The following is a 21,762-nucleotide window of genomic DNA, read 5'->3' as shown; positions in this document are numbered from 1 at the left end:
ATTTTCAAAAAAAAGAGATAATATTTCAAAACTATTTTGATTAAACAATAGAAAAACTAATCTTAACCCTATGATGTAACACGAACTGTCTCTAAATTAAAAAAGAGCACCGCTATGGTGCCCTCCTTTAAGATTTTTCAAAAATTATAGTCCTAATTTCTTTCTTAAATCTTGAGGGATTGCATCTTTATGCACCATGATTGCAATTGTTTTTAATCGAACATATGCTTCGCTCATATTTAAATATCCACCAAACTTATTGCTATCAGCAGCCCATGAATTTTTTGTTTTATAATACAATGTTCCATTCTGATCTTTTACAATACCAGTTAAATGCATCAAATGATCATCCGTAGTTTCGTAGTCATTAAAAGTTGCTTGTCTCATTTGTTGAGTGACTTTAGGTTCCTTTAGGGATTCTGTATCTTTATCAGATTTATTTTTGACATCATCTTCCCATTTAGCAATTTCTGAGTTGGACATATCTTTTTCCACTTGAGCAGGCAGGATGGCATATCCTTTACGATGTGAAAATCCTTTTTCGCTAACGTCACCATCCCAGCATACGGAATAACCATTATTTAAAGCGTAATTCATTACATCCATCAATTCGTCAATAGGCAAATTATAATACATATCATTCGACCAATTATCTGGTATTTCAAGATCTACCAACTGGTAAAATGGATGATGACTATAAGAAGTCAATTCAACGTAATCATTTGTATTAAATCCCATTTCTTCAACGAAATTCTGAGGAGTATACTCTTTCCCATCATATTCAAATTTAGTTGGTACTTTACCCAAATAAGTATCCAGAACACCATTCAAGGACGGCAACCAAACAGGAGTAATCTTTTTATTTGGATTCTTTACAATCTCATCTAACATGGCTTTTGTTGACTTGACCATTTCTTGATGAATATGATATTTACTACCATATTGATTCCCAGCATATACATTTTGTGGAACAAAACCGTATTTTTTAACAACATTAATCACATCGTGAGCCTGGCCACCTTCACTATAGTTTCCCATACCATGAAGTCTAAAATACCTTTCGGCTTTTTGTGTATATGCCAATCGTACCGTATACATTTCTGACAGATCTAATTCCGGTGCTCCCAAACGTAGCAGTTCTGTCTCAATAAAAGAAGTGGTTGCAAAACACCAACACGTACCAGTACTTTGTTGATCTTTTACGGGAGTAGTCTTCACCTCAACCACTGTTGTAAATTCTTTGTTATCAATCTTTTTCTCTTGCGCAATCAAGATATCTTGACTAGCAAAAGCCAATACAATTAATGCTAAAATTAATTTTTTCATTTTTTTTTAGAAATTGAGTTTGTTGTCAGTATAATTGAAATTATTTATTAATCATTTTTTAATTCTGCCTGTTTTCTTCTTGGAAGATTCGCAACAATTAAATTATAGGAATCGTCAATCCATTGCTTGATTAGATTATCCGAAATTTCCCCATTCAAAACTATGGTATTCCACAACCTTTTATTCATATGATAACCAGGCAATACCGTCGGATATTTTTCTCTTAGATCAATAGCTTTTTCAGGATCGCATTTTACATTCATTCTCAAATCACCATTAATATTAGTGAGCAAGAACATTTTATCCAATACTTTAAAAACCAATGTTTCTTCATCGAAGGGAAAACCTTCGGTAACCCCTTTCTTACCCAAACAATAAAGTCGTAAATCTTCTATATTCATAAAATATTCATCTTTCAAATCCATTATAACAGTTTTCACTCTGTCTTCACACAAGCTGAACTCTCAACCAAGTTAATTAGAGTATTTATACTCCTTAAATAAAAACTTAAAAATCCGTCTTTCTTTAAACCTTTCAATATTAATGAATTCTTCTGTAAATCTAAACCTGATTCATTCCAAATAGATACTATCCAATTGGCAACAACTAGTATTTTTTGATCAATAATTTCAGTGGTAGTAATCAATATTAATTTAAATAGATCAACCTATTCTCCGAGAAGCAAGCAAAGATTTATGTATATTCCGCAATTATTCGAAACCAATTTAGACACAAGAGGAAACCATCCTATGGTTACTACAAAAGAAGATGTTCATCTAATCAATGTGAAAAACTATTTTTTTTTACTAGTGGCAATTTTGTATCTTTAATCCACAGAATATGTGTTAAATATATTATGAAACTTATGAAGCAGGTAAGCTATATCCAAAAATATAATTGGAAAGATAAAAGAATCTTGATTGTTGAAGATGAAGAAATCAACAACATGTTTTTTGATGCTGCACTTAGCAGGACAGAATCGGAATTACTTTGGGCAAAAAACGGAAAAGAAGCTGTCGATATAATTGAATTCACCGATGATATTGATGTAATTCTAATGGATATTAGATTGCCAATTATGGATGGATGTGAGGCTACCAGAAGAATTAAGAAGAACCACAAACAAATTCCAATTATCGCTCAAACTGCCTATGCTTTAGAAGGTGATCGAGAGCGTATTCTGGATGCAGGCTGCGACGATTATTTAGCAAAACCAATACGCTTTGAAGAACTTTTAGAAACTATTGATAAATATTTAGCAGACTAGTCTACTGGTGCAATAAAAGCATCTTCAATATGTTCTATGTCATAAGTATTCCCATTTTTTAGAACAGATATTACATCAAACCTTACTTCTTGTTTAATTTCTTTTAAATCTACATAAGCCTGAGTTGCTCTCACCAAAAATTTAATTTTAGATAGAGTAATCGCATCAGCTGGGTGTTCAAAATATGCTGTAGATCTAGATTTCACTTCTACAACCACCAATATATCATCCTTAATTGTGACAATATCCAATTCCTTTTTCTGCCAAATCCAATTCCTGTCTAAAATCTGATAGCCTTTATTGAGGAGATATTTTTCGGCTAAATCTTCTCCTAATCTACCTAAGTCGTTGTGTTCTGCCATTTGTCTATTTAATCCAGTTAAATTTCACCTTTTCATTATCAACCTGCAATTCAAGATATTTACCTAAAGGTAAGGACCAATTTTCACGAATATGTCCTGCTGGAAAATTGAAGACCACTGGATAATCGTAAAACTTAACAGCTTCATAAATTATTTCGTAGGCCGTTTTTCCAAATTTAGGATCTCCGGTTTTCATATCACTCATTCCCCCAACAATCAGAGCTTGTAATTCTGATAATTTACCTCCAATTTTCAGATTCTGCATCATACGATCTAAATGGTATAAATTCTCGCCAACATCCTCAATAAAAAGTATTCTTCCTTGAGGTTCAAAATCCAAAAAAGTACCTCTCAAACTGTATAGTATAGATAAATTACCACCAATTAATTCCCCCTCAGCATTTCCTTTACGATTTAGAGGGTGACTTTCGATCACATAATTCTCAAATCTTCCATAAAGTGATTCCACCATACTAATAAATGCTTTATCATCCTCTTTCACCGAAAAATTAATTGGCATACAAGCATGCAAACTTTCCACATCCAGAATATTATTTAAATAGGTGTGAAAAACAGTAATATCGCTATAACCAACAATCCATTTCGGCTTGCGAATAAACCAATCAAAATTGATATGTTCTAAGATTCTCACACTACCATAACCACCTCGGGAACATAGTATTGCCTTAATTTCAGAATCATCTAACATCATCTGCAAATCACGCAATCGATTAATATCCTTTCCTGCAAACTGATTATCGACATCAAATACATGCTTTCCTAAAACTACTTTTAACCCAATATCTTCCAATCTTTTTACCGCAACACCAACTTGATCCGGGTCAATTCTTCCGGCAGGTGAAATAATTCCAATTTTATCTCCTTTTTTTAAGGCAGCAGGTTGATACATATCAATTTAGTTTTATCATAGAAAGATCAAATTAAGAATAAAATACAAATGGGTAATAACTTTATTGCCAATTCTATCTTATCTTTGCCAACAATTTGATACAATCATCATTATTAATCAAGTAAGTAAACAAAATTAACAGAGGAATCTTGAAATCAAAACATCGATGACTTTTCCTTTCGAAAATAATTATTTCAAATGAAAAAATTTAACAGAACTCTTGTAACCACTGCATTACCATATGCAAATGGACCTGTTCACATAGGGCATTTAGCTGGCGTGTATGTTCCAGCGGACATATATACCAGATATTTAAGAATGAAAGGCGAAGATGTACTATTGATTGGTGGTTCGGATGAACATGGTGTACCGATTACCATCAAAGCTCAGAAAGAAGGAATAACCCCTCAAGATGTAGTTGATAAATATCACAATATAATTAAAGATTCATTTGAAAAATTTGGAATTTCGTTTGATATATATTCCAGAACCAGTTCAAAAATACACCATGAAACTGCTTCAGAATTCTTTAAAACACTTTACAACAAAGGTGTATTTATAGAAAAAACCAGCGAACAATTTTATGATGTGAATGCAAATCAATTTTTAGCCGATCGATATATTACAGGAACCTGTCCACATTGTAATAGTGATGGAGCCTATGGTGATCAATGCGAGAGTTGCGGAACTTCGCTAAATGCTACGGATTTAATTAACCCAACCTCATCTATCACAGGCAATAAACCAGAATTAAAAGAAACTAAACATTGGTATTTGCCTTTAGATAAATATGAAAATCAACTTAAAAAGTGGATACTTGAGGATCACAAAGAATGGAAAGCTAATGTTTACGGACAATGTAAGTCTTGGTTGGATAACGGATTGCATCCACGTGCAGTAACACGGGATCTAAATTGGGGTGTACCTGTTCCTGCTGAAGGTGGCGAAGGAAAAGTACTTTACGTTTGGTTCGATGCTCCCATCGGATACATTTCTGCAACGAAAGAACTTACTCCGGATTGGGAAAAATACTGGAAAGCAGAAGATTCAAAAATGGTTCATTTTATCGGAAAAGATAATATTGTATTCCATTGCATTATTTTCCCTGCCATGCTACAAGCAGAAGGTTCTTATATTTTACCAGAAAATGTGCCTGCCAACGAATTTTTAAACTTGGAAGGAGATAAAATTTCAACCAGCAGAAACTGGGCTGTATGGTTACATGAATATTTAGAGGAATTTCCTGAAAAACAGGATGTTTTACGATATGTATTAACCGCAAATGCTCCTGAGACAAAAGATAACGATTTTACATGGAAAGATTTTCAGGCACGTAACAATAACGAATTGGTAGCTATATTAGGAAATTTTGTGAATCGTGCTTTAGTACTTACTCATAAATATTTTGATGGTATAATCCCTGCTGCAGGGGAACTAACAAATTTCGATACAGAGACACTTGCTGAAATTGCCCAAATCAAGAAACAGGTTGAAAAGAATATAGAAAATTATCATTTTCGGGAAGCTTTAAAAGATGCTATGAATTTAGCTCGTTTAGGAAACAAATATCTTGCTGATACGGAACCCTGGAAAATGATAAAAACCGATGAAGCCCGTGTAAAAACCATCATGAATGTTTGTCTTCAGATTTCAGCTAATCTTTCAACCCTGATAGAACCATTTCTTCCCTTCACAGCACAAAAACTTCGGGATTTTCTGAATATGGAAAAACTTGATTGGGAAAATATTGGAAGTAATGTACTTGCTGATGGTCATCAAATTAATAAAGCTGCCTTACTATTCGATAAAATAGAAGATAGTACCATACAAACTCAGATTGATAAATTATTAGCAACAAAAGTTGCCAATCAAGCTGCCAATAAGGTGGTAGTGCCAGCTAAGGAGAATATCAATTTTGATGATTTCATGAAACTTGATATACGGGTTGGAACAATTTTAGAAGCCGAAAAAGTTGCCAAAACAAAGAAGTTATTAAAATTGTTGGTTGATACAGGAATTGATCAAAGAACAATTGTATCAGGAATTGCAGAATATTATAAACCTGAAGATATTATAGGTAAGCAGGTTAGCGTATTAGTAAATCTTGAACCAAAAATGCTAAAAGGAATTGAGTCTCAGGGAATGATTCTTATGGCTGAAAATGCAGATGGTAAACTTTCCTTTGTTTCTCCAGACCAAACTATTAAGCCTGGTTCTGAAATAAGATAGATAGCACTAAATATTATAAAAGGGGGAATTTCGATTGAAATTCTCCCTGTTTTTTTGCGCTTAATTAACTCGCCATAATTTAAATAAAAAGAAAAAAACACTAAAACTATTTTTATGTTATGACTTATTAATTTAACTTTGATAAAGTCATCGCAAAAAATTATTAAAAGACCTACTGCTACATGAATTTTTCTTCTAAATATAATTGGGAAGGCAAAGTATTGCTAATAGCCGAAGATGAAGATTTCAACTATATTTTTTTAGAAGAAATACTTATCGATACAAAGGTTCATTTGATTCGTGCCCATGATGGACAAGAGGCAATTCATTTATTTGAATCCAATCCACAAATCGATTTAGTGCTAATGGATATGCAAATGCCAATAATAAATGGCTATGAAGCGACACGAAGCATCAAGAAATTGAAAAGAAATATTCCCGTTATTGCTCAAACGGCTTACCATTACGGGGAAGCATATGAGGAAATTATGGCTGCCGGATGCGATGATTTTGTTACCAAACCTATCGATATTGGTGCTTTAAAAAGCATTATTGCCAGATTTTTACAATAATATATTTTTGCTTTTTCTCTTCTCCAATCCTAATCCATATTTCTTATCTTTGTTGCCAAATTAACGGATATTACAATGAACGATAAGAAAGTAAGAGTACGATTTGCCCCAAGTCCAACTGGACCACTTCATATGGGAGGTGTTAGAACAGCCCTTTTCAACTATTTATTTGCAAAAAAACACAATGGCGACTTTTTGCTAAGAATTGAAGATACCGATCAAACCCGTTACGTTCTTGGTGCCGAAGATTATATTGTTGAGGCTCTAAAATGGTGCGGAATTAAAATTGATGAAGGTGCCACAATTGGTGGAGAATATGGACCTTATCGTCAGTCGGAGCGCAAACCAATGTATCGTGAATATGCTGATAAGTTAATCGCTTCAAAAGATGCTTACTATGCATTCGATACGCCTGAAGAGCTAGATAGTATTCGTAAAAAATATGAAGAGGAGAAAAAAACTTTTACTTACAATCACCAAACCCGTGATAATTTAAATAACTCCCTATCCTTATCACATGAAGAAGTCCAAGGTAAAATTGATGCCGGTGTAGCTTATGTAATTCGATTTAAAATGCCTATTGGAGAAGAGCTTCATCTTAATGATGAAATTCGAGGTCACGTAGTTTTCAATACCTCAACTCTAGATGACAAAGTTCTATTTAAATCGGATGGGATGCCTACCTATCATCTAGCAAATGTGGTTGATGATTATCTCATGAAGATTTCTCATGTAATTCGTGGTGAAGAGTGGTTACCCTCTATGCCATTGCATGTTTTGTTATATAAAAAACTTGGATGGGAAGCTGATATGCCAAAATTCGCACATCTTCCATTAATTTTAAAACCTGTAGGAAAGGGGAAATTAAGCAAACGGGATGGTGATAAATTAGGATTTCCTGTATTTCCTTTGAAATGGACTGATCCAAAATCGCAGGAAATATCATCAGGATACCGTGAAGAAGGTTATTTCCCGGAAGCATTTATCAACATGCTTGCATTCCTAGGCTGGAATCCTGGAACTGAGCAGGAAATATTCTCTATGGAGGAATTAGCACAGGTCTTCAGTCTGGAACGAGTTGGAAAATCGGGTTCTAAATTCGATCCTGAAAAAACAAAATGGTACAACCGTCAATATTTGATGAAAAAATCAGATGATGAAATTGGAACATTATTCGCCGAACAGATTTTAAAGGAGAAAGACATTACTGCGAATCCAGAAATCGTGAATCGTGTTTGCGGAATGGTAAAAGACCGTGTAGATTTTATATCAGAATTATGGGATCAGGTGAATTTCTTTTTTGAAGCACCAGAAGAATACGATGCAAAATCTCTGAAAAAAGGTTGGAAAGAAGATACGCCGGATTTAATGAGTGAATTGGCTTCGATATTGGAAGGTATCGAAGAATTCACCTCAGAAAATTCAGAAGCAATTATTAAAGAATGGATTACTTCCAAAGAAATTGGTTTTGGAAAAGTGATGAATCCATTCCGATTGGCTATGGTTGGTGCAGGAAAAGGTCCTCATATGTTTGATATTATCGAAATTCTTGGAAAGAATGAAACCATCTCCCGTCTGAATTACGCTATCGAAAACATCAAAAAATAAAGGAGATCAAATCTTCTTGAACAGCCACTTCCATTTCGGGAGTGGTTTTTTTACAAAATGGATTAGGAGAAATTGAATTAACTCCTAATTTATAATCTAACAATCTGTCAAGTTATTTTAGGAAAGTGGACATGCTACTTTTGTTGGTACAAAAAAACCTGACAGATTTCTATATCTGCCAGGTTTAAATATATCTAATCGAAAGATTACTTTTTCTTCTGTGTTTTTGCCCAGGAATCTTTCAATGAAACTGTTCGGTTAAAAATTAATTTCTCCGCAGAAGAATCTTTATCCAAAGAGAAATATCCTATACGTTGAAATTGAAAATGATCTTCCGGCTTTGCAGTTTGCAAGCTCGGTTCTACATAACAAGTATCCAAAATACTTAAGGAATCCAGATTAATAAATTCTTTAAAATCCGTTTCCTTATGACCATCCGGCGCCTCATCATTAAAAAGACGATCATACAATCTCACCTCTGCTTTTAAAGCGTGCTTTGCAGATACCCAATGAAGCGTACCTTTCACCTTCCGTTTGCACTCCTCCGTTCCACTACCACTCTTCGATTTAGGATCATAGGTACAATGAATTTCGGTGATGGTGCCATCAGCATCTTTTACCGCTTTCTCGCACATCACAATATAACCCGCTTTTAAACGAACCTCACGTCCAGGAGTCATTCTGAAGAATTTTCTTGGAGCATCCTCCATAAAATCCTCTCGTTCAATAAATAATTCACGAGAAAAAGGAATTTCACGACTTCCACTTTCCAGATCTTCCGGATTGTTTTCAATATTCAAAAACTCTTCTTTATCCTCAGGATAATTAACGATAATCAGTTTTACTGGATTTAAAACCCCCATCACACGAGGAGCTGTTTTATTCAAATCTTCCCGAACACAATGTTCCAAAAGCGAGACATCGATAACATTGTTACGCTTGGCAACACCAATAATATCAGCAAAATTACGAATGGAAGCAGGTGTGAATCCTCTTCGGCGTAATCCGGAAACGGTAGGCATCCGTGGATCGTCCCAACCATTTACATGATGATCCGTAACCAACTCAAGCAATTTACGCTTACTCATTACCGTGTAGCTCAAATTTAAACGAGCAAATTCACGCTGTTTTGGTCTATAATCAGTATTTGTAAGGTTTTTAACAAACCATTCGTATAATGGACGATGAACCTCAAATTCCAAAGTACAAATGGAATGCGTGATCCCTTCAATATAATCCGACTCCCCATGAGCATAGTCATACATCGGATAGATACACCATTTATCCCCAGTTCGGTGATGTGTTGCATGCATAATACGATACATGATTGGGTCACGCATATGCATATTTGGAGAAGCCATATCAATCTTGGCTCGCAAAACTTTTTCTCCATCCTTAAACTCGCCATTCTTCATTCTCTCGAACAAATCCAAATTTTCCGCTACACTTCGGCTACGATAAGGGCTTTCAATTCCAGCTTCACTTGGTGATTTTTTTTGCTCAGAAATTTGCTCTGCTGTTTGATCATCGATATAAGCTTTTCCATCTTGAATCAATTTAACCGCCCATTCATAAAGCTGATCAAAGTAATTCGAAGTGTATAAAGGCTCGCCATCCCACTGGAATCCTAGCCATTTTATATCCTCCATAATGGAGTTAACATACTCTGTGTCCTCTTTTACAGGATTCGTATCATCAAATCGTAAATTACATTTTCCTTGATATTGCTGGGCAAGGCTAAAGTTCAGGCATATCGACTTAGCGTGTCCGATGTGAAGATACCCATTTGGCTCCGGAGGAAACCGAGTATGCACTCTTCCATCATTCACATTATTTTTCAGATCCTCTTCAATAATCTGCTGGATAAAATTAAGAGATTTGCTTTCATTAACATTCTCTTCTTTTGCTGTTTTGTTATCCATACTACTTCATTTAAAATGATACATGATTTACCCGGATTCGGAATGGAATCCTGCCTTGCCTTTCGAAACAAATTACGCACAATAAATTGTTTTATTGCTTGCAAAACAAAACGAAAAAACAAAAGTATAGAAATTCCCTTAATTTTTAACGGCTGGGTCTCCTTATCGGGATAAAAAATAGAATTTTGCTATTGAAAATTAAACCCTTATTTTCGCCAAATAATAGGAGATCTAAAAAAATGGGAATAATTGAATTGGAGGGCATGGAATTTTATGCCTATCATGGATGCTTTAAGGAAGAACAAATTGTCGGCAATAAATTCACAGTATATGTTCGGATGGAGTATGACGCCCAACAAGCAGCTAAAAGCGATACGATTGGAGATGCTCTAAACTATCAACGTGCTTACGAGATGATCAAGGAACAGCTGCAAATTAAATCTCATTTACTGGAACATGTATGCGAAAGAATTTTGGACACCTTGTATGCTAATTTCCCGGAATTAAAGCACGCAACAGTAAAACTATCAAAAATGAATCCTCCAATGGGCGGACAAATCGAAAAAGTTAGCTTGAGTTTAAGCCGATAAAAGTCTGATTAGTCTGGCATTGCAGACAATGCTTTAATTTTTTATTACAAAAGCTAAAAAAAGTTTGTTCAGGTAAAATAGAAATTTATATCTTTGCAACGCCTTACAGGAAAAAGGGTCTCTTGGCCGAGTGGCTAGGCAGTGGTCTGCAAAACCATCCACGGCGGTTCGAATCCGCCAGAGACCTCTAAGTAAATTTATAAAGCCCCAATTCTTAACGAGTTGGGGCTTTATTGTTTTTATGTGTTGCCGCTTTTGTTGCCGCTTTGTTTTTTTAAGTCATAATGGTTTAGATATAAAATAAAAAATCCCCAAAGTGATAGTATTGAGGATTTATTAATATATGACACTTTGTTAGCACATTTTTATAAATTTTCTTGTTTTACAGTTTTCCAGAATTGTCTTAATTTAATCATTTTAGGTTCGCTTAAATTAATAAGGCCTTTTCCCGAATCTAGTTTTTTAATTTCGGTTTCAAGCTTATACTTACTGCTCGGAGTTCCCACGAAAGAGCTAATTGACTTATAATCTTTGTTTTGTACATTAAGACATATTGGTAGTTTTACCTGAGAAGCGAAATCAAAGTCTTTTGTTTTATAGTCTTCAACTCCTTGGGACAATAATACAATTACTACTCCTTTGGACCTAAGTAATCTCAAAAGTTCTTCTAATGCTTTTCTAGCATTTTTATTTTTGAGATAGATATGCACTTCATCAATTACAATAACATACCGAAGAGGGAAAATATGCTCTTTGGGTTCGCAGTCATTAGTTGAACTGAAAAATGTATTAAAATATCTTAATAATAAAAATACTACTAATTGTCTTAGAGTATCTGAAAGAGCTGGTGGTAGATTTATATATAAGCTATTTTCTAAAATGTCAATATTGTTAGGATTACAATCAAAAATATTTATTGTTAGATCTTGAATTCCAGCATATAATGTGTCAGGTTTTTTATTGTTTTCTTCGTAATATTCTTCAAATTTTTTAAAAAGCTCATTAATAGTTGGATACGTTCCATTTTTTTCATCAAATAGATCCGTAATTATATTTGTCAAAATATTTTTTTGAGCTACTCCAACACTAGGTACGAATGTAGCGATAGTATCAACAAATGCTTTAATACTAAATGGTCTTTGTTTTTCGTCTAGATTAATAGATAGAAAAGGATTAAACTTGATACCACTATCATTAACAATATCTACAAAATCACATTTAGTTGCATTTAGGAAAGGTTTTAATTGCTCTGGGTTTCCTTCTCCTTTGTAATCAAAAAATACAAACTTTAATTCATGATTAGAGTTTCTTGAAATTTGGTATAGAATATCTTTTATTAACTGAGTTTTTCCTGAGCCTGCCATCCCAGCAATAGCTATATTCCTATTATCAAATTCTCTTAAATCATTAATTTTTATAACAACATTTGAACCATCTTCAGTATTGCCAAGAGAGAATGACAATGGCTTTTTAAATTCTTTGGTATCTTTTCTTTTTGGGGCAACACCTACTTTTGTAATATTTTTACGCAATAGAAGACCTTTTTTTACAGCTTTTAATATTATGTCAATGTGCCCACCATTTGAGATGTTAGATTCTTCGATTTCCTTATTCCATAGATGTAAACCATGGTTTAAGTGTAATTTGAACAGTTTCGAGAATTCATCATCAAAAGTGTTTCTACCATAGTGTTGGTCTAGAGAAACCTTATAAATGATTGTGTTCGGAACACCATTAACGATTGTACCAAATAAAGATTTAGCATCTCGAAATTCTTTTCCACCAGAATCAGGATTAATCTCATCTTCTAGTTTAAATAACTTTCCTGACATGAGGCTATATACATAAGCGATACGAGGAACAATTCCATCATTTTTGAAGTTATACAAAGTCTTAATTTTGTATAAAAGATCATCATTTTCTTTACTTGTTCTTATTCTCATATCTTTAGAAATATCCGTTTTTAAAAATTGTATCCGTACCATCATTAACCAGTAAGTAAGATTTTGAGACATTTGATGAAATGTCTTTATATCTTTTTGGGGTGATTTCATTATTTGTAGATAAAATCACTACTTGTTCAGATAGATCTGGATAATAGTATAATAGGATGTTTTTTATGTGTTCGTCGTCAAGTCTACCTAAAGGAGTATCTATAAAAATCGGGAGTTTTTGAACGGACTCTTTTAGTATTGCTTTTATTAAACTTGAAATATAAAGTTGTTTTTCACCTTGAGATAAAATTTCTTTCTTTATTTCTTCATCATCAGCATTATAAAGAGAAATTTTCATACCATTACCTTCAGCTAAAATAGTAACTTTGACATCTGTCACAAACTGTGTTGCACTGGTATTTAGCTTATGCATCAATTTTTGCATTTCTGATAAGATGTTTTTAGCTAAACTGTCCTTTTTTAATTCTTTTTGTTCATATACAAAATCTTTAAGTACGCTTAAATATTCAGTACTCTTATTAATTTTTAATTTGTTTTGCTGATTGATTTCGACTCTTTTGAGTAATTTCTGGTATTGTTGATTTAATCGAAAAATATCTTTACGGAGTTTTTCAGCTTTACCTTTATTAATACCTATGTTCTGGTGAAATTCTGAAACTTGTCTTTCTGTAGATTCCTTTTTTGAAGAATATTCAAGAATCAATTCATCTTCTAAATCGGCATCAACTTTGCTTAATGTTTTATTTGATTCAAATATTTGGTTTTTAACGGAATTAAAGGTTTCAATTGTTGTTTCAAATAGATCTTTTGATTGTACATTTACTAGATTAATCGTATCGTTTATGAGATTTTTCTCTGAATTATTAAGATCGTGTTCGAAATCTAATTCTTTGTATCCTCCATTCTGTTTAAATAATTCAGCGCTCAAATCTTGAGCTTTACTATAGTAGAACATTTTGTCCTTTAATGACATAGAGGAATTATTTGGTTCAGGTGGTTTATTGAACAGTTGTTCAATGAAATTTTCTACTATTATTGAGTTTTCTTTTGCAGAACTCTGAAAGATCTCATTTTTTTCTTGGATTTCGATATGATCGCTTACTTCTTCTAGTTTACCAGTTAAAATCGCGAGGGGAATTATTTCACTTAGTTCATTAAATCGTTCTTCTAAACGGGACTCTTCCTCCTTTAATTTTTCGATTTGCAGAATAATACTTTCTCTATCAAATTCAGATTTACCTTTTTTACTATGTTGAGAAATAAGATTATTAAAGTTTCGAATTTCTTTTTTACAATCATCTATTCTCTTTTGTGTTTCAGCACTATCTTCATCTAATTGTTCTATTTGATTTTTAGATATTTCAATAGCTTTTTCTGTATCTATTATCTGATCTTGTAAATTTCTTGTTGCTCCTTCTTTTTTTAAGTTGTTATTAAAAATTTCTAAATCATCTATTAAAGTCTCATAAATATCAAGCCCTAGTATTTTACCTAAAGCATCATTTATAAAACTACCTTCTTCTTTTATAGATAAATTTGCAATCTCAGAGATTTTTTCAGCATCAAAAAATACAAATTTTGCTGCGTCTAGAGGAATAACATAATCATTAATGAAGTTGATTTTATCAATATCATCTTCAAATAATTCCTTGGAAGATGATGAGTTTTTAATTGATATATTCTCTTCCATAGAAGAAACATTGAAATCTCTCCTGATTATAATACTATTACTATTATCTATGTTTTTAATTTCTGGTAACTTGATATCAGAAATCTTGATTTCAATAGAGAAAGTATTTTTGTTTTCTTTTATTGCAGTCCAATTTATAGACTGTTTCATAAAAAGAGAATAGTTCTTTTCCTTTTGTATCTCTTTCTTGAAATTTTCATCGACTAATGAAATCTTTTCTCCATATAGACACCAAACAATTGATAATAACAAGTTAGTTTTTCCATACCCATTTTTACCACCAATTAAAATGATGTTTTTGTTTGAATCAGTACTTAGGTCAATATCATTATTGCCATAATATTGTCTGAAATTATTTATTTTAATTCCTGTAAATTTCATTTTAGAGCTTTTTCAATTTCATCATTTAATTTTTGTTGATGGTAATTATTTCTCTTCAAGAGTTTTTTAGTTTTTACCGAATCTAGCAAAGAGAGCATAGAGTTATAATCTATTTTTTTTTCTGAACACATTTCTTTGAGCTTCAGATTCTGGACAGTTTTAATTTCGGATATCTTCATATTTGATTTTATTGGAGTTCTTTAGCTATTTCGATAAACCTTTTTTCATCTTCAATATTTATAGTGTTGTTGTTAAAGAGTTTCCTTTGCTTGTAGAAAAATTGATAAAGATTCTCTTCTCCTTGTTTGTTTGCACTAGGCAGTCGTTTATTAGTCTTTATGAAGGTATTTAATTCACTATATTTTTCTTTTGAATTACTCTTCCTTTTTGATTTTGAGAATTGGTTGTTAATTGCTTGAATTTTATTACTTTTCTCAATTTCTAATTTACCGTTATTATTATTACGTATTTGAATATGGTACCATCGATATAAAACTTCTTCACTTTTTGGGCAACCACTTGAATAGGGTAGTCTTGAATGTTGACTGACAAATTCAGTTAGTAATTTAAAGCTTTCTTCCCAAGTCTTTCTCTCAGGTATTTCGCACTTGTTTGCAACTGAATATGATGAATCATATCTTTTGTATGATAAACCAATATAAGATTTTTTGAAAAATTTGAAAGTGCCTGATTCGTCTAGTTTTAGATTTTGTATTATACTATATTCATTTGATTTTGGCCTGTATTGTAATACATATTCTACTATTAGTGAAGAGTGTTTTGGTGTATCTGCAGTGTCTAGGTAGTCTTTCACAATACTCCTGATGGTACCACCTTTAATATTGGTATTTTCTTTCTCCCATTTTCTCAGTCCATATGTACTACTTCGTCCAAAATAAATAAGCTCTGTAGTCCTTTGGCAGCTACCTCTTAAAGCCTCACTACTTTTCGTTAACCCAGGATATGCTTGATCTAGTATTGAATATATATGCTCGATAGTAGTTGGTTTACCTAGTTCATCAAGTACTTCAATTATATATTCTGGTAGCCCCTTTATAGTAGTTCTATTAAAAATAATGTTATCGTCTAAGTCTAGATATATATCTAGTTCTTCGATTAATAGTTTTTCGCAGAAAGTTACTATTATATCACTTATTATTAAGTTATTTGTTTTTAAGAATCTTGATAAATAACTTTTGAAATTAAAACTATAGGTTTCTTCTATTTTTTCTTGAGTTCTAAAACTTATATCTTCAATTAAGCTTTCGAGATCAATTAATTGATCAAATTCTTTTTTTACAAGGTAAATGTTTTTCCAATTATGTCTATTCCTTGATAAGAATTGTTTATTAATAAGTGTATCTTTAATATTTCCTATAATGTTATAACTATCTGACAAGTAGACAGAGAATAAGTACGTTAAAAAGTTTTTAGTGAAGTGTGTGCCATACCTGCTATTAATATTATTAGCTCTTTCATTAGAAATTATTAAATAATCACGATTAATGTCAATCTGGTAATTTCGGTTAAAATCATCTTCAATGTGTTTAAGAAAGGAAAGCCTTTCGAATAGCTCATCATAGCACTTCTCTCTAATTTGTCTAACTCTTTCTCTTGTGTAATAAAACTTATTAGCAATAGCATCTAGAGATTGATCTTTATCTCTAATGAAAACATTAATTGTTTCTTGGAAAATTAAATTGTGTTTCTCTTTAAAAAACACCCTCTGATTAATTAGAAAATTGCAGATTATAATAATTGATTTACTTTGAAGAATTGGGATAGGAATAGTTTCTATTGAAAAAGTGTTTTGGATAAGATGTTTGTTTTTTAGTATGATTAGTTCATCTTCATTTTTATTATTTGATACTTTGAGGGTGAAATCTTTTATCTTTATTAAATAAGCTTCAAGTTCTGGAATAGAGTTTTTACCTATATTGCGAATATGCTGTATTTTAAAATTTTTATCCTCAAATATAATTTGAGAAAAATCTTTAATTCTAAGAGGTTCTCCGATCATACCAATAATGGCATTTTTACTTCTTACGCTTAAGTTTTCGGTGTTAAATTTCACATAACTATTGACGATTTGTCTTTGTATTTTACTTAAATTTTTAATCTTATATTCAAGACTGGTGCTTTTATCAGTTAAGTCAACACTTTGGTATTTTTGGCATAAATGTATTAACTCGGAATTTGTTTTATTTCCACAATTTCTAAATTTCTTAAAACTACCATTTTGTTGAAAGTATTGGACTAGATCAGAGACAAATTCAATTCCAGCACTTTTGCAGGAATTATATGCTCTTATCGTAATGTCACCCTTATTATAAATTTCATCAATTGTCATTAATTACTGCTTTGTCAGATACCAATTTGGAATAAAATTAGCATCATTATGTATGAAACATTAATCCTTTTAAAGTGTAGATTAAATTAGTAATTTTTAAGACGCAATTATCAATAAACATTCTAAATAGATTTTTTCTTAAAATATTAGAGTAAGTCAAGTTATGTACTGCAAGAAAATAAAGGGGAAATTGATTTAAAAATGCATTTTTAATGTAGTTTGATTTATAGTGATTAATTTTAAGGAAAACCAAAACCATAATTATGAGTATAGAAGAATTAAAGAAACATGTCGTAAGTTCAGATGGTCAGAATTTTGGAAAGTCTACTGTTGAGGAGGCTGTTTTAGCTTTGAATTTGGAATTAGGGAAATATCCGCGGGGAGAAGTTATTGAAGGTATTCAGTTCAAGATTTCTGAAAATAATGGGGTGTTTAAAGCAGAATGTGAATATTACACTAAGAAGTAAAGTAAAAATAAACCCGACCTTTGTAAGTCGGGTTTTTCTAAATGGGTATTTATCCGATCTTATCTAGTTTCTATCTCGATCACTTATCTAGCTTCTATCCCGCTCGTTTATCCTACTTAAATGATCTTTTGATAGTAAAACAAATCAATTTAATGGAAATTAATATTTTTCTAGGAAAATAAGCACTTACAGAGAGTAGAACCTACAAATAGAACCATTATAAAGGGGATTTAAGGGGTGTTTACCTAGATCTTAACTAGTTTTTACCCCGATTTTATCTAGATCGCTTATCCGTTTAGGAGGGAATAAAAAAAGCCAATTAATATTTTAGTGATTCAGGTCTTAATTTCCCGAAGTTTAAAATATCAGTTGGCTCAATTGTAAATAAAAATTGCCTGGCAATTACACATCTTCGTTTTCCTCGGATTGCAGCATGTAGGTTTGTAAGGTGCTAAATATTTCTATTTGCTCTTCGTGTGGTTTTGCAAAAAAAACGTAGAGCATTTGTATTAAATTACTTTGTTCATCGGGTTTCATTTTTCTAATTGCACTAATAATTTGTTTTTCCTGAATACTGTATTGATCTGCTAATTCGCCAAGGCCATTTGTAGGTTTAGGAATTAGAGTATTTGTAAAAGCACCTAAGATTGATTGAATAGCAGGCATCTTTGTTATTGCCGTAACGGTTTCTTTTGTTGCGTTAGTTCTGGCCTTAGTAATCTCCTTAGCGTATTTCTCGTTTAGCTTGCTAATTTCATCCTTCAGTTTTTCTATAGTGAATTCCTGTTTTAGATTTTTCTCTTCTAAAATTCTGATTTTATTCTCATATTCTCCTTTTAGGTTAGTAATATAATCGAAGTGTTCTCTTTCTACGTTTCGTAATTCATTGGAAAGATTTTGATTTATTTGCTGATGTTCGTAAGAGTCAATTTCAGTGTCAGAATAAGAATTATCCAGTTCGTTTAATTCTCTTTCTTTTGCCCTTATTCGTTTTGCTTTGTTGATGCAAGATGTAGAACAATATTTACTATCGGGTCTCTTGTTCTCAATTGGTTTTCCACAAATTTCACATTCCATTTTTTAATTCTGTTTTAGTTATTGGTTTATATTAAAATTTCTGTTTTTTCTCTGTTTGTAATCTTTTTAGCGTATACCCTTTGGGTTGTACAGGAATACTTATCAAATAGGGTGCAAACAGCCCTGTTTTGTGTATTCATTTGGGTGTTGCTAAAATGAACACGCTTTTTGTGTATCGATATGCTTTTTTACTCGTTGAACAGTGGTCGTGGATTTTTTTACCAGCTTGGCAATATTCCGAATTGATTTTCCATCGCCTAAGAGTTCGATAATATCAGCATGTTGTTTTTCGTATTGCTCTTTGGTCATTTTCCCTTTTCCTGCATGAAGCTTATAAACTCCTTTTGCCTTGGCTATGGCAATACCTTCCGACTGTCTGTCTTTGATTCGGTCATATTCCATTTTAGCAGCCAAAACCATAAGAGCAGACATGAAATCAAACATTTGGTTGTAATGGCCATCGATATAGCTTTTCATTCCAATTTTGTAGATTGAAACTGTTACCTGATTTTCTTTCATCAATTCTAAGGTGTTCAATACATCGGGAACGCTTCTACCTAATCGGTCAAAATCATAAACAACTAATTCGGATATTTTATCTTTTCGAACGGCCTCAATAATGAGCTTTCCACTGGGTCTTTCAGCAAATGGCATCATTCCTGAATATTTATCAATGACTAATTCACCTTTAATGTCTTTTAGTCCGTCAACCTGTCTGTCTTCATTCTGCCCTACGGTTGATACTCTGGCATATTTGTATACTTTCTTTTCTGAATTCATGCACTTACCTTTTTGTCTGTGTTGTTGATAATGGTTTTCTTTTCAAATTCCTGTATGAAAAACCGTGCAGCTAAACCGTGGAAGTATTTTCTTCTTCCATTAATCGAAACAATGATTGAGGTTTTTCTCTGGGCTTTTTCTTTGTTGACCTTTCTTTTGGGGTTGGTAGTTCTTATAAGCTTTAACTCATTACCTACTTCCTTGATGATTTTTATAATTTCCTTTTCCTGATTTAATCTTTTAGACTTTCTTTTTTCTGAAACTTTAAGGTTGTAAGCCTTATCTCTGCATTTTCTGTTATTGGAACAATATTTTGAACCTATTCTTTGTTCTGTGATTTCCTTTCCACACACCTCGCAATATCTTTTCTCTTTTTTTACCTCCCTTTGGTCGGTCGAATCGCACCATACAATACATGGTGTATCTGTCTTCTTTTTTGTTGCGTTTTTGCTATTGGATTCATCCCAAGACTGAAGGTTTTCAAATTCGGTGTATCTGTCCCCTTTTTTTGTGCGTGAAAAAGCTTGAAGTTCTAATAAAATAAGGTCTTTTAGGATGGTTTTGATATTACGTTTAGCATACTTGTTTATGAGCGTTTCTAGTAGCTTTTTGTTTTTGTTTCGCTCTTTTCTGCAACGATCATCCTTAATCCACCAATCGGGGTTTCTTAAGTCTTTAAATATGCTTTTGTATTTGGCTGGAAGTTTACGGGGTGTTTTGATTTGATCCCACTCAAAGAAGATGGTTTCGTCAATGAATTTCAAATACTTGTCTTTGATTAATCTGGATAGCTTTTCTTTGTTCAGAAGGTCAGAGAGTGTTAAGATACCGTAGTTTTCAACCGCTCTCATTTTGGTAAACTTGGTTTCAATTCGAAGCATTTCAGATTGTAAACAAGCTTGTTCCATCTTATCGTAGAACTTGTAGGTAGTATTTGTAGTTTTAAATCGGTAACCGTAGCCCGCTTTTCCGCTGATTTCCATATCGGAATGCTTTACACCTCTACAGTATAAAATACTATCTAGAAATGTTTTGGTGTCTATCTTTGATTTGGAAGTGTCTAGGTTTAAGCCGATTTCGAAACCTCTTAAGATTGTTTGTTCAGGAACGACTCCAAACTCCGACAATTGGCTAACCGCATTTATAAAATTATCAAAGGTGAAGCGATCACCATTGTGTAAACCATTATTGTAGTACTTGTGAATGGAACCTTTTATTTTGACTTTTCCTTTTGGTTCTATGGTGAATTCCAAGCCATTATAATACGCCTTTTGACTCCCTATTAACTCACCAGTTTCAACAGAAGTAAGAACATTGAATTTCAGCTTTGGATGATTTATCCAAAGGCTGATATCAAAGTTTGTAGGTTCTAAGGTGATTCCGTCTAGCAAGGGTAAAAAAGTAGTTAGTTAATTGTCGAAAAAAATGGTGTATGCGTCACAAAAAAATGTGCGTTTCTGTTATTTATTTGAGCGATATTTTTTTTTAAATAAAGACTCTAAAAAAAATGGTGTATTCGTACCAATTTTACATGCGTGTTTTATTCTGTATTGCCCTTGAATAAAGGTGTGTTGTGATTTTGGCGTGTTGTTTTTTTTATAGCTTGTTAGCGTATTTTGTGCCGTCAAGATTTGCCATGATTTCTTCCTTTTTATAAAAGGCTCTATTTCCAAGTTTATAACGGTTTAAGATTCCTTTCTTAGCCCAATCGTTTAAAGTGGGAGGAGTAATGCTCAACCATTCCATTACTTCTTTTGGGCTTAATAATGTAGCTGAATTATTAGGCTTAACGTATTCTGCTAGTTCTGATAGTTTTTGATTCATTGCCGTAAATTGTTTAATTATATCGGCTGAACTCATTTCTGATACTTGTAATATTTTTTCAGTCATGTGTGTTGTATTTTGAATACTAATATTTATTAACGTGTCTATTAAAGTTTCAATCCATCTACAATTGTATTGATGCTTTTGGATTCATTTCGATACTCTTCTATTACTATGCTAGTTGCATCGAGCACCTTTTTTATAGTGTAATTAGATGGGAGTTTTGTACCCTTAAAAAACTGAACAACAAGTGTTCTGGAGACTCCACACTTATTTGATATTTTTGTTTTTGCCCCTCTAGGAAGTTGATTTCCTAGTTCTATTATTTTCTCTATCTTTATCATTGTGCTTTTGTATTATTTGTGAACAATTAGTAACGATTAAGTTTCGTTTTAGAGATATTACACATTCACAAAATAACACATTAAAAGTTTATAAAACAATACTAAAAC

Annotated in this window: 19 protein-coding genes and 1 tRNA gene; 7 read left to right on the top strand and 13 right to left on the bottom strand. The window is 32.5% G+C overall.

All coding sequences use genetic code 11. The features are described from left to right. Positions 1 to 144: 144 nt before the first annotated feature. Positions 145 to 1,326, bottom strand: coding sequence for a C1 family peptidase (locus DLK05_RS10185; RefSeq protein WP_127343901.1), 1,182 nt, complete (start codon positions 1,324 to 1,326; stop codon positions 145 to 147). A gap of 47 nt (positions 1,327 to 1,373) precedes the next feature. Further along, positions 1,374 to 1,751, bottom strand: coding sequence for an MmcQ/YjbR family DNA-binding protein (locus DLK05_RS10180; protein ID WP_235831985.1), 378 nt, complete (start codon positions 1,749 to 1,751; stop codon positions 1,374 to 1,376). A 440-nt stretch (positions 1,752 to 2,191) separates the two neighbouring features. Between DLK05_RS10180 and DLK05_RS10175 the strand changes: the two genes are divergently transcribed. Beyond that, positions 2,192 to 2,593 carry a response regulator gene (locus DLK05_RS10175; RefSeq protein ID WP_127343932.1) on the top strand — a complete coding sequence of 134 codons (402 nt, stop codon included), beginning with the start codon at positions 2,192 to 2,194 and terminating at the stop codon, positions 2,591 to 2,593. On the opposite strand, the gene DLK05_RS10170 is transcribed toward DLK05_RS10175, so the two are convergent. Both DLK05_RS10170 and DLK05_RS10165 read right to left on the bottom strand, forming a co-directional pair. Continuing rightward, positions 2,590 to 2,955: a YraN family protein gene (locus DLK05_RS10170; RefSeq protein ID WP_127343900.1), complete on the bottom strand. Its 366-nt coding sequence runs from the start codon at positions 2,953 to 2,955 to the stop codon at positions 2,590 to 2,592. The genes DLK05_RS10175 and DLK05_RS10170 overlap by 4 nt on opposite strands. Positions 2,956 to 2,959: 4 nt before the next feature. Next, positions 2,960 to 3,865 carry a S66 peptidase family protein gene (locus DLK05_RS10165; RefSeq protein WP_127343899.1) on the bottom strand — a complete coding sequence of 302 codons (906 nt, stop codon included), beginning with the start codon at positions 3,863 to 3,865 and terminating at the stop codon, positions 2,960 to 2,962. A gap of 198 nt (positions 3,866 to 4,063) precedes the next feature. Here DLK05_RS10165 and metG point away from each other — a divergent pair, with 198 nt between their 5' ends. From metG to gltX, 3 genes are all read left to right on the top strand, one after another. After that, positions 4,064 to 6,094 carry a methionine--tRNA ligase gene (gene metG / locus DLK05_RS10160; RefSeq protein WP_127343898.1) on the top strand — a complete coding sequence of 677 codons (2,031 nt, stop codon included), beginning with the start codon at positions 4,064 to 4,066 and terminating at the stop codon, positions 6,092 to 6,094. 182 nt (positions 6,095 to 6,276) lie between these two features. Continuing rightward, the gene (locus tag DLK05_RS10155; RefSeq protein ID WP_127343897.1) at positions 6,277 to 6,666 is read left to right on the top strand and encodes a response regulator; all 390 of its coding nucleotides are present in this window, start codon (positions 6,277 to 6,279) and stop codon (positions 6,664 to 6,666) included. Between the two features lie 75 nt (positions 6,667 to 6,741). After that, the gene (gltX, locus tag DLK05_RS10150; RefSeq protein WP_127343896.1) at positions 6,742 to 8,274 is read left to right on the top strand and encodes a glutamate--tRNA ligase; all 1,533 of its coding nucleotides are present in this window, start codon (positions 6,742 to 6,744) and stop codon (positions 8,272 to 8,274) included. Between the two features lie 206 nt (positions 8,275 to 8,480). Here the strand turns inward: gltX and DLK05_RS10145 are convergent, their stop codons facing one another. Continuing rightward, positions 8,481 to 10,196 carry a glutamine--tRNA ligase/YqeY domain fusion protein gene (locus tag DLK05_RS10145; RefSeq protein ID WP_127343895.1) on the bottom strand — a complete coding sequence of 572 codons (1,716 nt, stop codon included), beginning with the start codon at positions 10,194 to 10,196 and terminating at the stop codon, positions 8,481 to 8,483. A gap of 239 nt (positions 10,197 to 10,435) precedes the next feature. On the opposite strand from DLK05_RS10145, the gene folB reads away from it, so the two are divergent. Together folB and DLK05_RS10135 are read left to right on the top strand one after the other, a co-directional pair. Then, positions 10,436 to 10,786, top strand: coding sequence for a dihydroneopterin aldolase (folB, locus tag DLK05_RS10140; RefSeq protein WP_127343894.1), 351 nt, complete (start codon positions 10,436 to 10,438; stop codon positions 10,784 to 10,786). Positions 10,787 to 10,902: 116 nt separating this feature from the next. Beyond that, positions 10,903 to 10,973 (top strand) — tRNA-Cys (locus tag DLK05_RS10135). A 178-nt stretch (positions 10,974 to 11,151) separates the two neighbouring features. Here DLK05_RS10135 and DLK05_RS10130 read toward each other — a convergent pair. The 3 genes from DLK05_RS10130 to DLK05_RS10115 form a co-directional block, all read right to left on the bottom strand. Then, complete coding sequence (locus tag DLK05_RS10130) at positions 11,152 to 12,801, bottom strand: DndE family protein (protein ID WP_209319825.1); 1,650 nt, start codon at positions 12,799 to 12,801, stop codon at positions 11,152 to 11,154. After that, positions 12,734 to 14,812, bottom strand: coding sequence for a DNA sulfur modification protein DndD (gene dndD / locus DLK05_RS10125; protein WP_127343892.1), 2,079 nt, complete (start codon positions 14,810 to 14,812; stop codon positions 12,734 to 12,736). The genes DLK05_RS10130 and dndD overlap by 68 nt, the downstream gene beginning before the upstream one ends. 187 nt (positions 14,813 to 14,999) lie before the next feature. Further along, positions 15,000 to 17,162, bottom strand: coding sequence for a DNA-directed RNA polymerase subunit alpha C-terminal domain-containing protein (locus DLK05_RS10115; protein WP_127343890.1), 2,163 nt, complete (start codon positions 17,160 to 17,162; stop codon positions 15,000 to 15,002). Positions 17,163 to 17,425: 263 nt separating this feature from the next. Here DLK05_RS10115 and DLK05_RS10110 point away from each other — a divergent pair, with 263 nt between their 5' ends. Next, on the top strand, positions 17,426 to 17,629 hold the full coding sequence (locus DLK05_RS10110; RefSeq protein ID WP_127343889.1) for a hypothetical protein: 204 nt from the start codon (positions 17,426 to 17,428) through the stop codon (positions 17,627 to 17,629). A 402-nt stretch (positions 17,630 to 18,031) separates the two neighbouring features. Here DLK05_RS10110 and DLK05_RS10105 read toward each other — a convergent pair whose 3' ends face one another. The 5 genes from DLK05_RS10105 to DLK05_RS10085 all read right to left on the bottom strand — a co-directional run bounded on the left by DLK05_RS10105 (position 18,032) and on the right by DLK05_RS10085 (position 21,654). Beyond that, entirely contained in the window at positions 18,032 to 18,706 is a 675-nt protein-coding gene (locus DLK05_RS10105; RefSeq protein WP_127343888.1) for a hypothetical protein, read from the bottom strand. A gap of 150 nt (positions 18,707 to 18,856) precedes the next feature. Then, the gene (locus tag DLK05_RS10100; RefSeq protein WP_127343887.1) at positions 18,857 to 19,486 is read right to left on the bottom strand and encodes a recombinase family protein; all 630 of its coding nucleotides are present in this window, start codon (positions 19,484 to 19,486) and stop codon (positions 18,857 to 18,859) included. After that, positions 19,483 to 20,877 carry a hypothetical protein gene (locus DLK05_RS10095; RefSeq protein ID WP_127343886.1) on the bottom strand — a complete coding sequence of 465 codons (1,395 nt, stop codon included), beginning with the start codon at positions 20,875 to 20,877 and terminating at the stop codon, positions 19,483 to 19,485. The genes DLK05_RS10100 and DLK05_RS10095 overlap by 4 nt, the downstream gene beginning before the upstream one ends. Positions 20,878 to 21,082: 205 nt before the next feature. Next, on the bottom strand, positions 21,083 to 21,376 hold the full coding sequence (locus DLK05_RS10090; RefSeq protein WP_127343885.1) for a helix-turn-helix domain-containing protein: 294 nt from the start codon (positions 21,374 to 21,376) through the stop codon (positions 21,083 to 21,085). 41 nt (positions 21,377 to 21,417) lie between these two features. Further along, complete coding sequence (locus tag DLK05_RS10085) at positions 21,418 to 21,654, bottom strand: hypothetical protein (RefSeq protein ID WP_127343884.1); 237 nt, start codon at positions 21,652 to 21,654, stop codon at positions 21,418 to 21,420. Between the last annotated feature and the right edge of the window lie 108 nt (positions 21,655 to 21,762).

This window comes from Ancylomarina longa (assembly GCF_003996985.1).
GTDB classification, from domain to species: Bacteria; Bacteroidota; Bacteroidia; order Bacteroidales; family Marinifilaceae; genus Ancylomarina_A; species Ancylomarina_A longa.
Note: the sequence above shows the minus strand (reverse complement) of the source record. Positions and strands in the feature narration are given on the sequence as shown.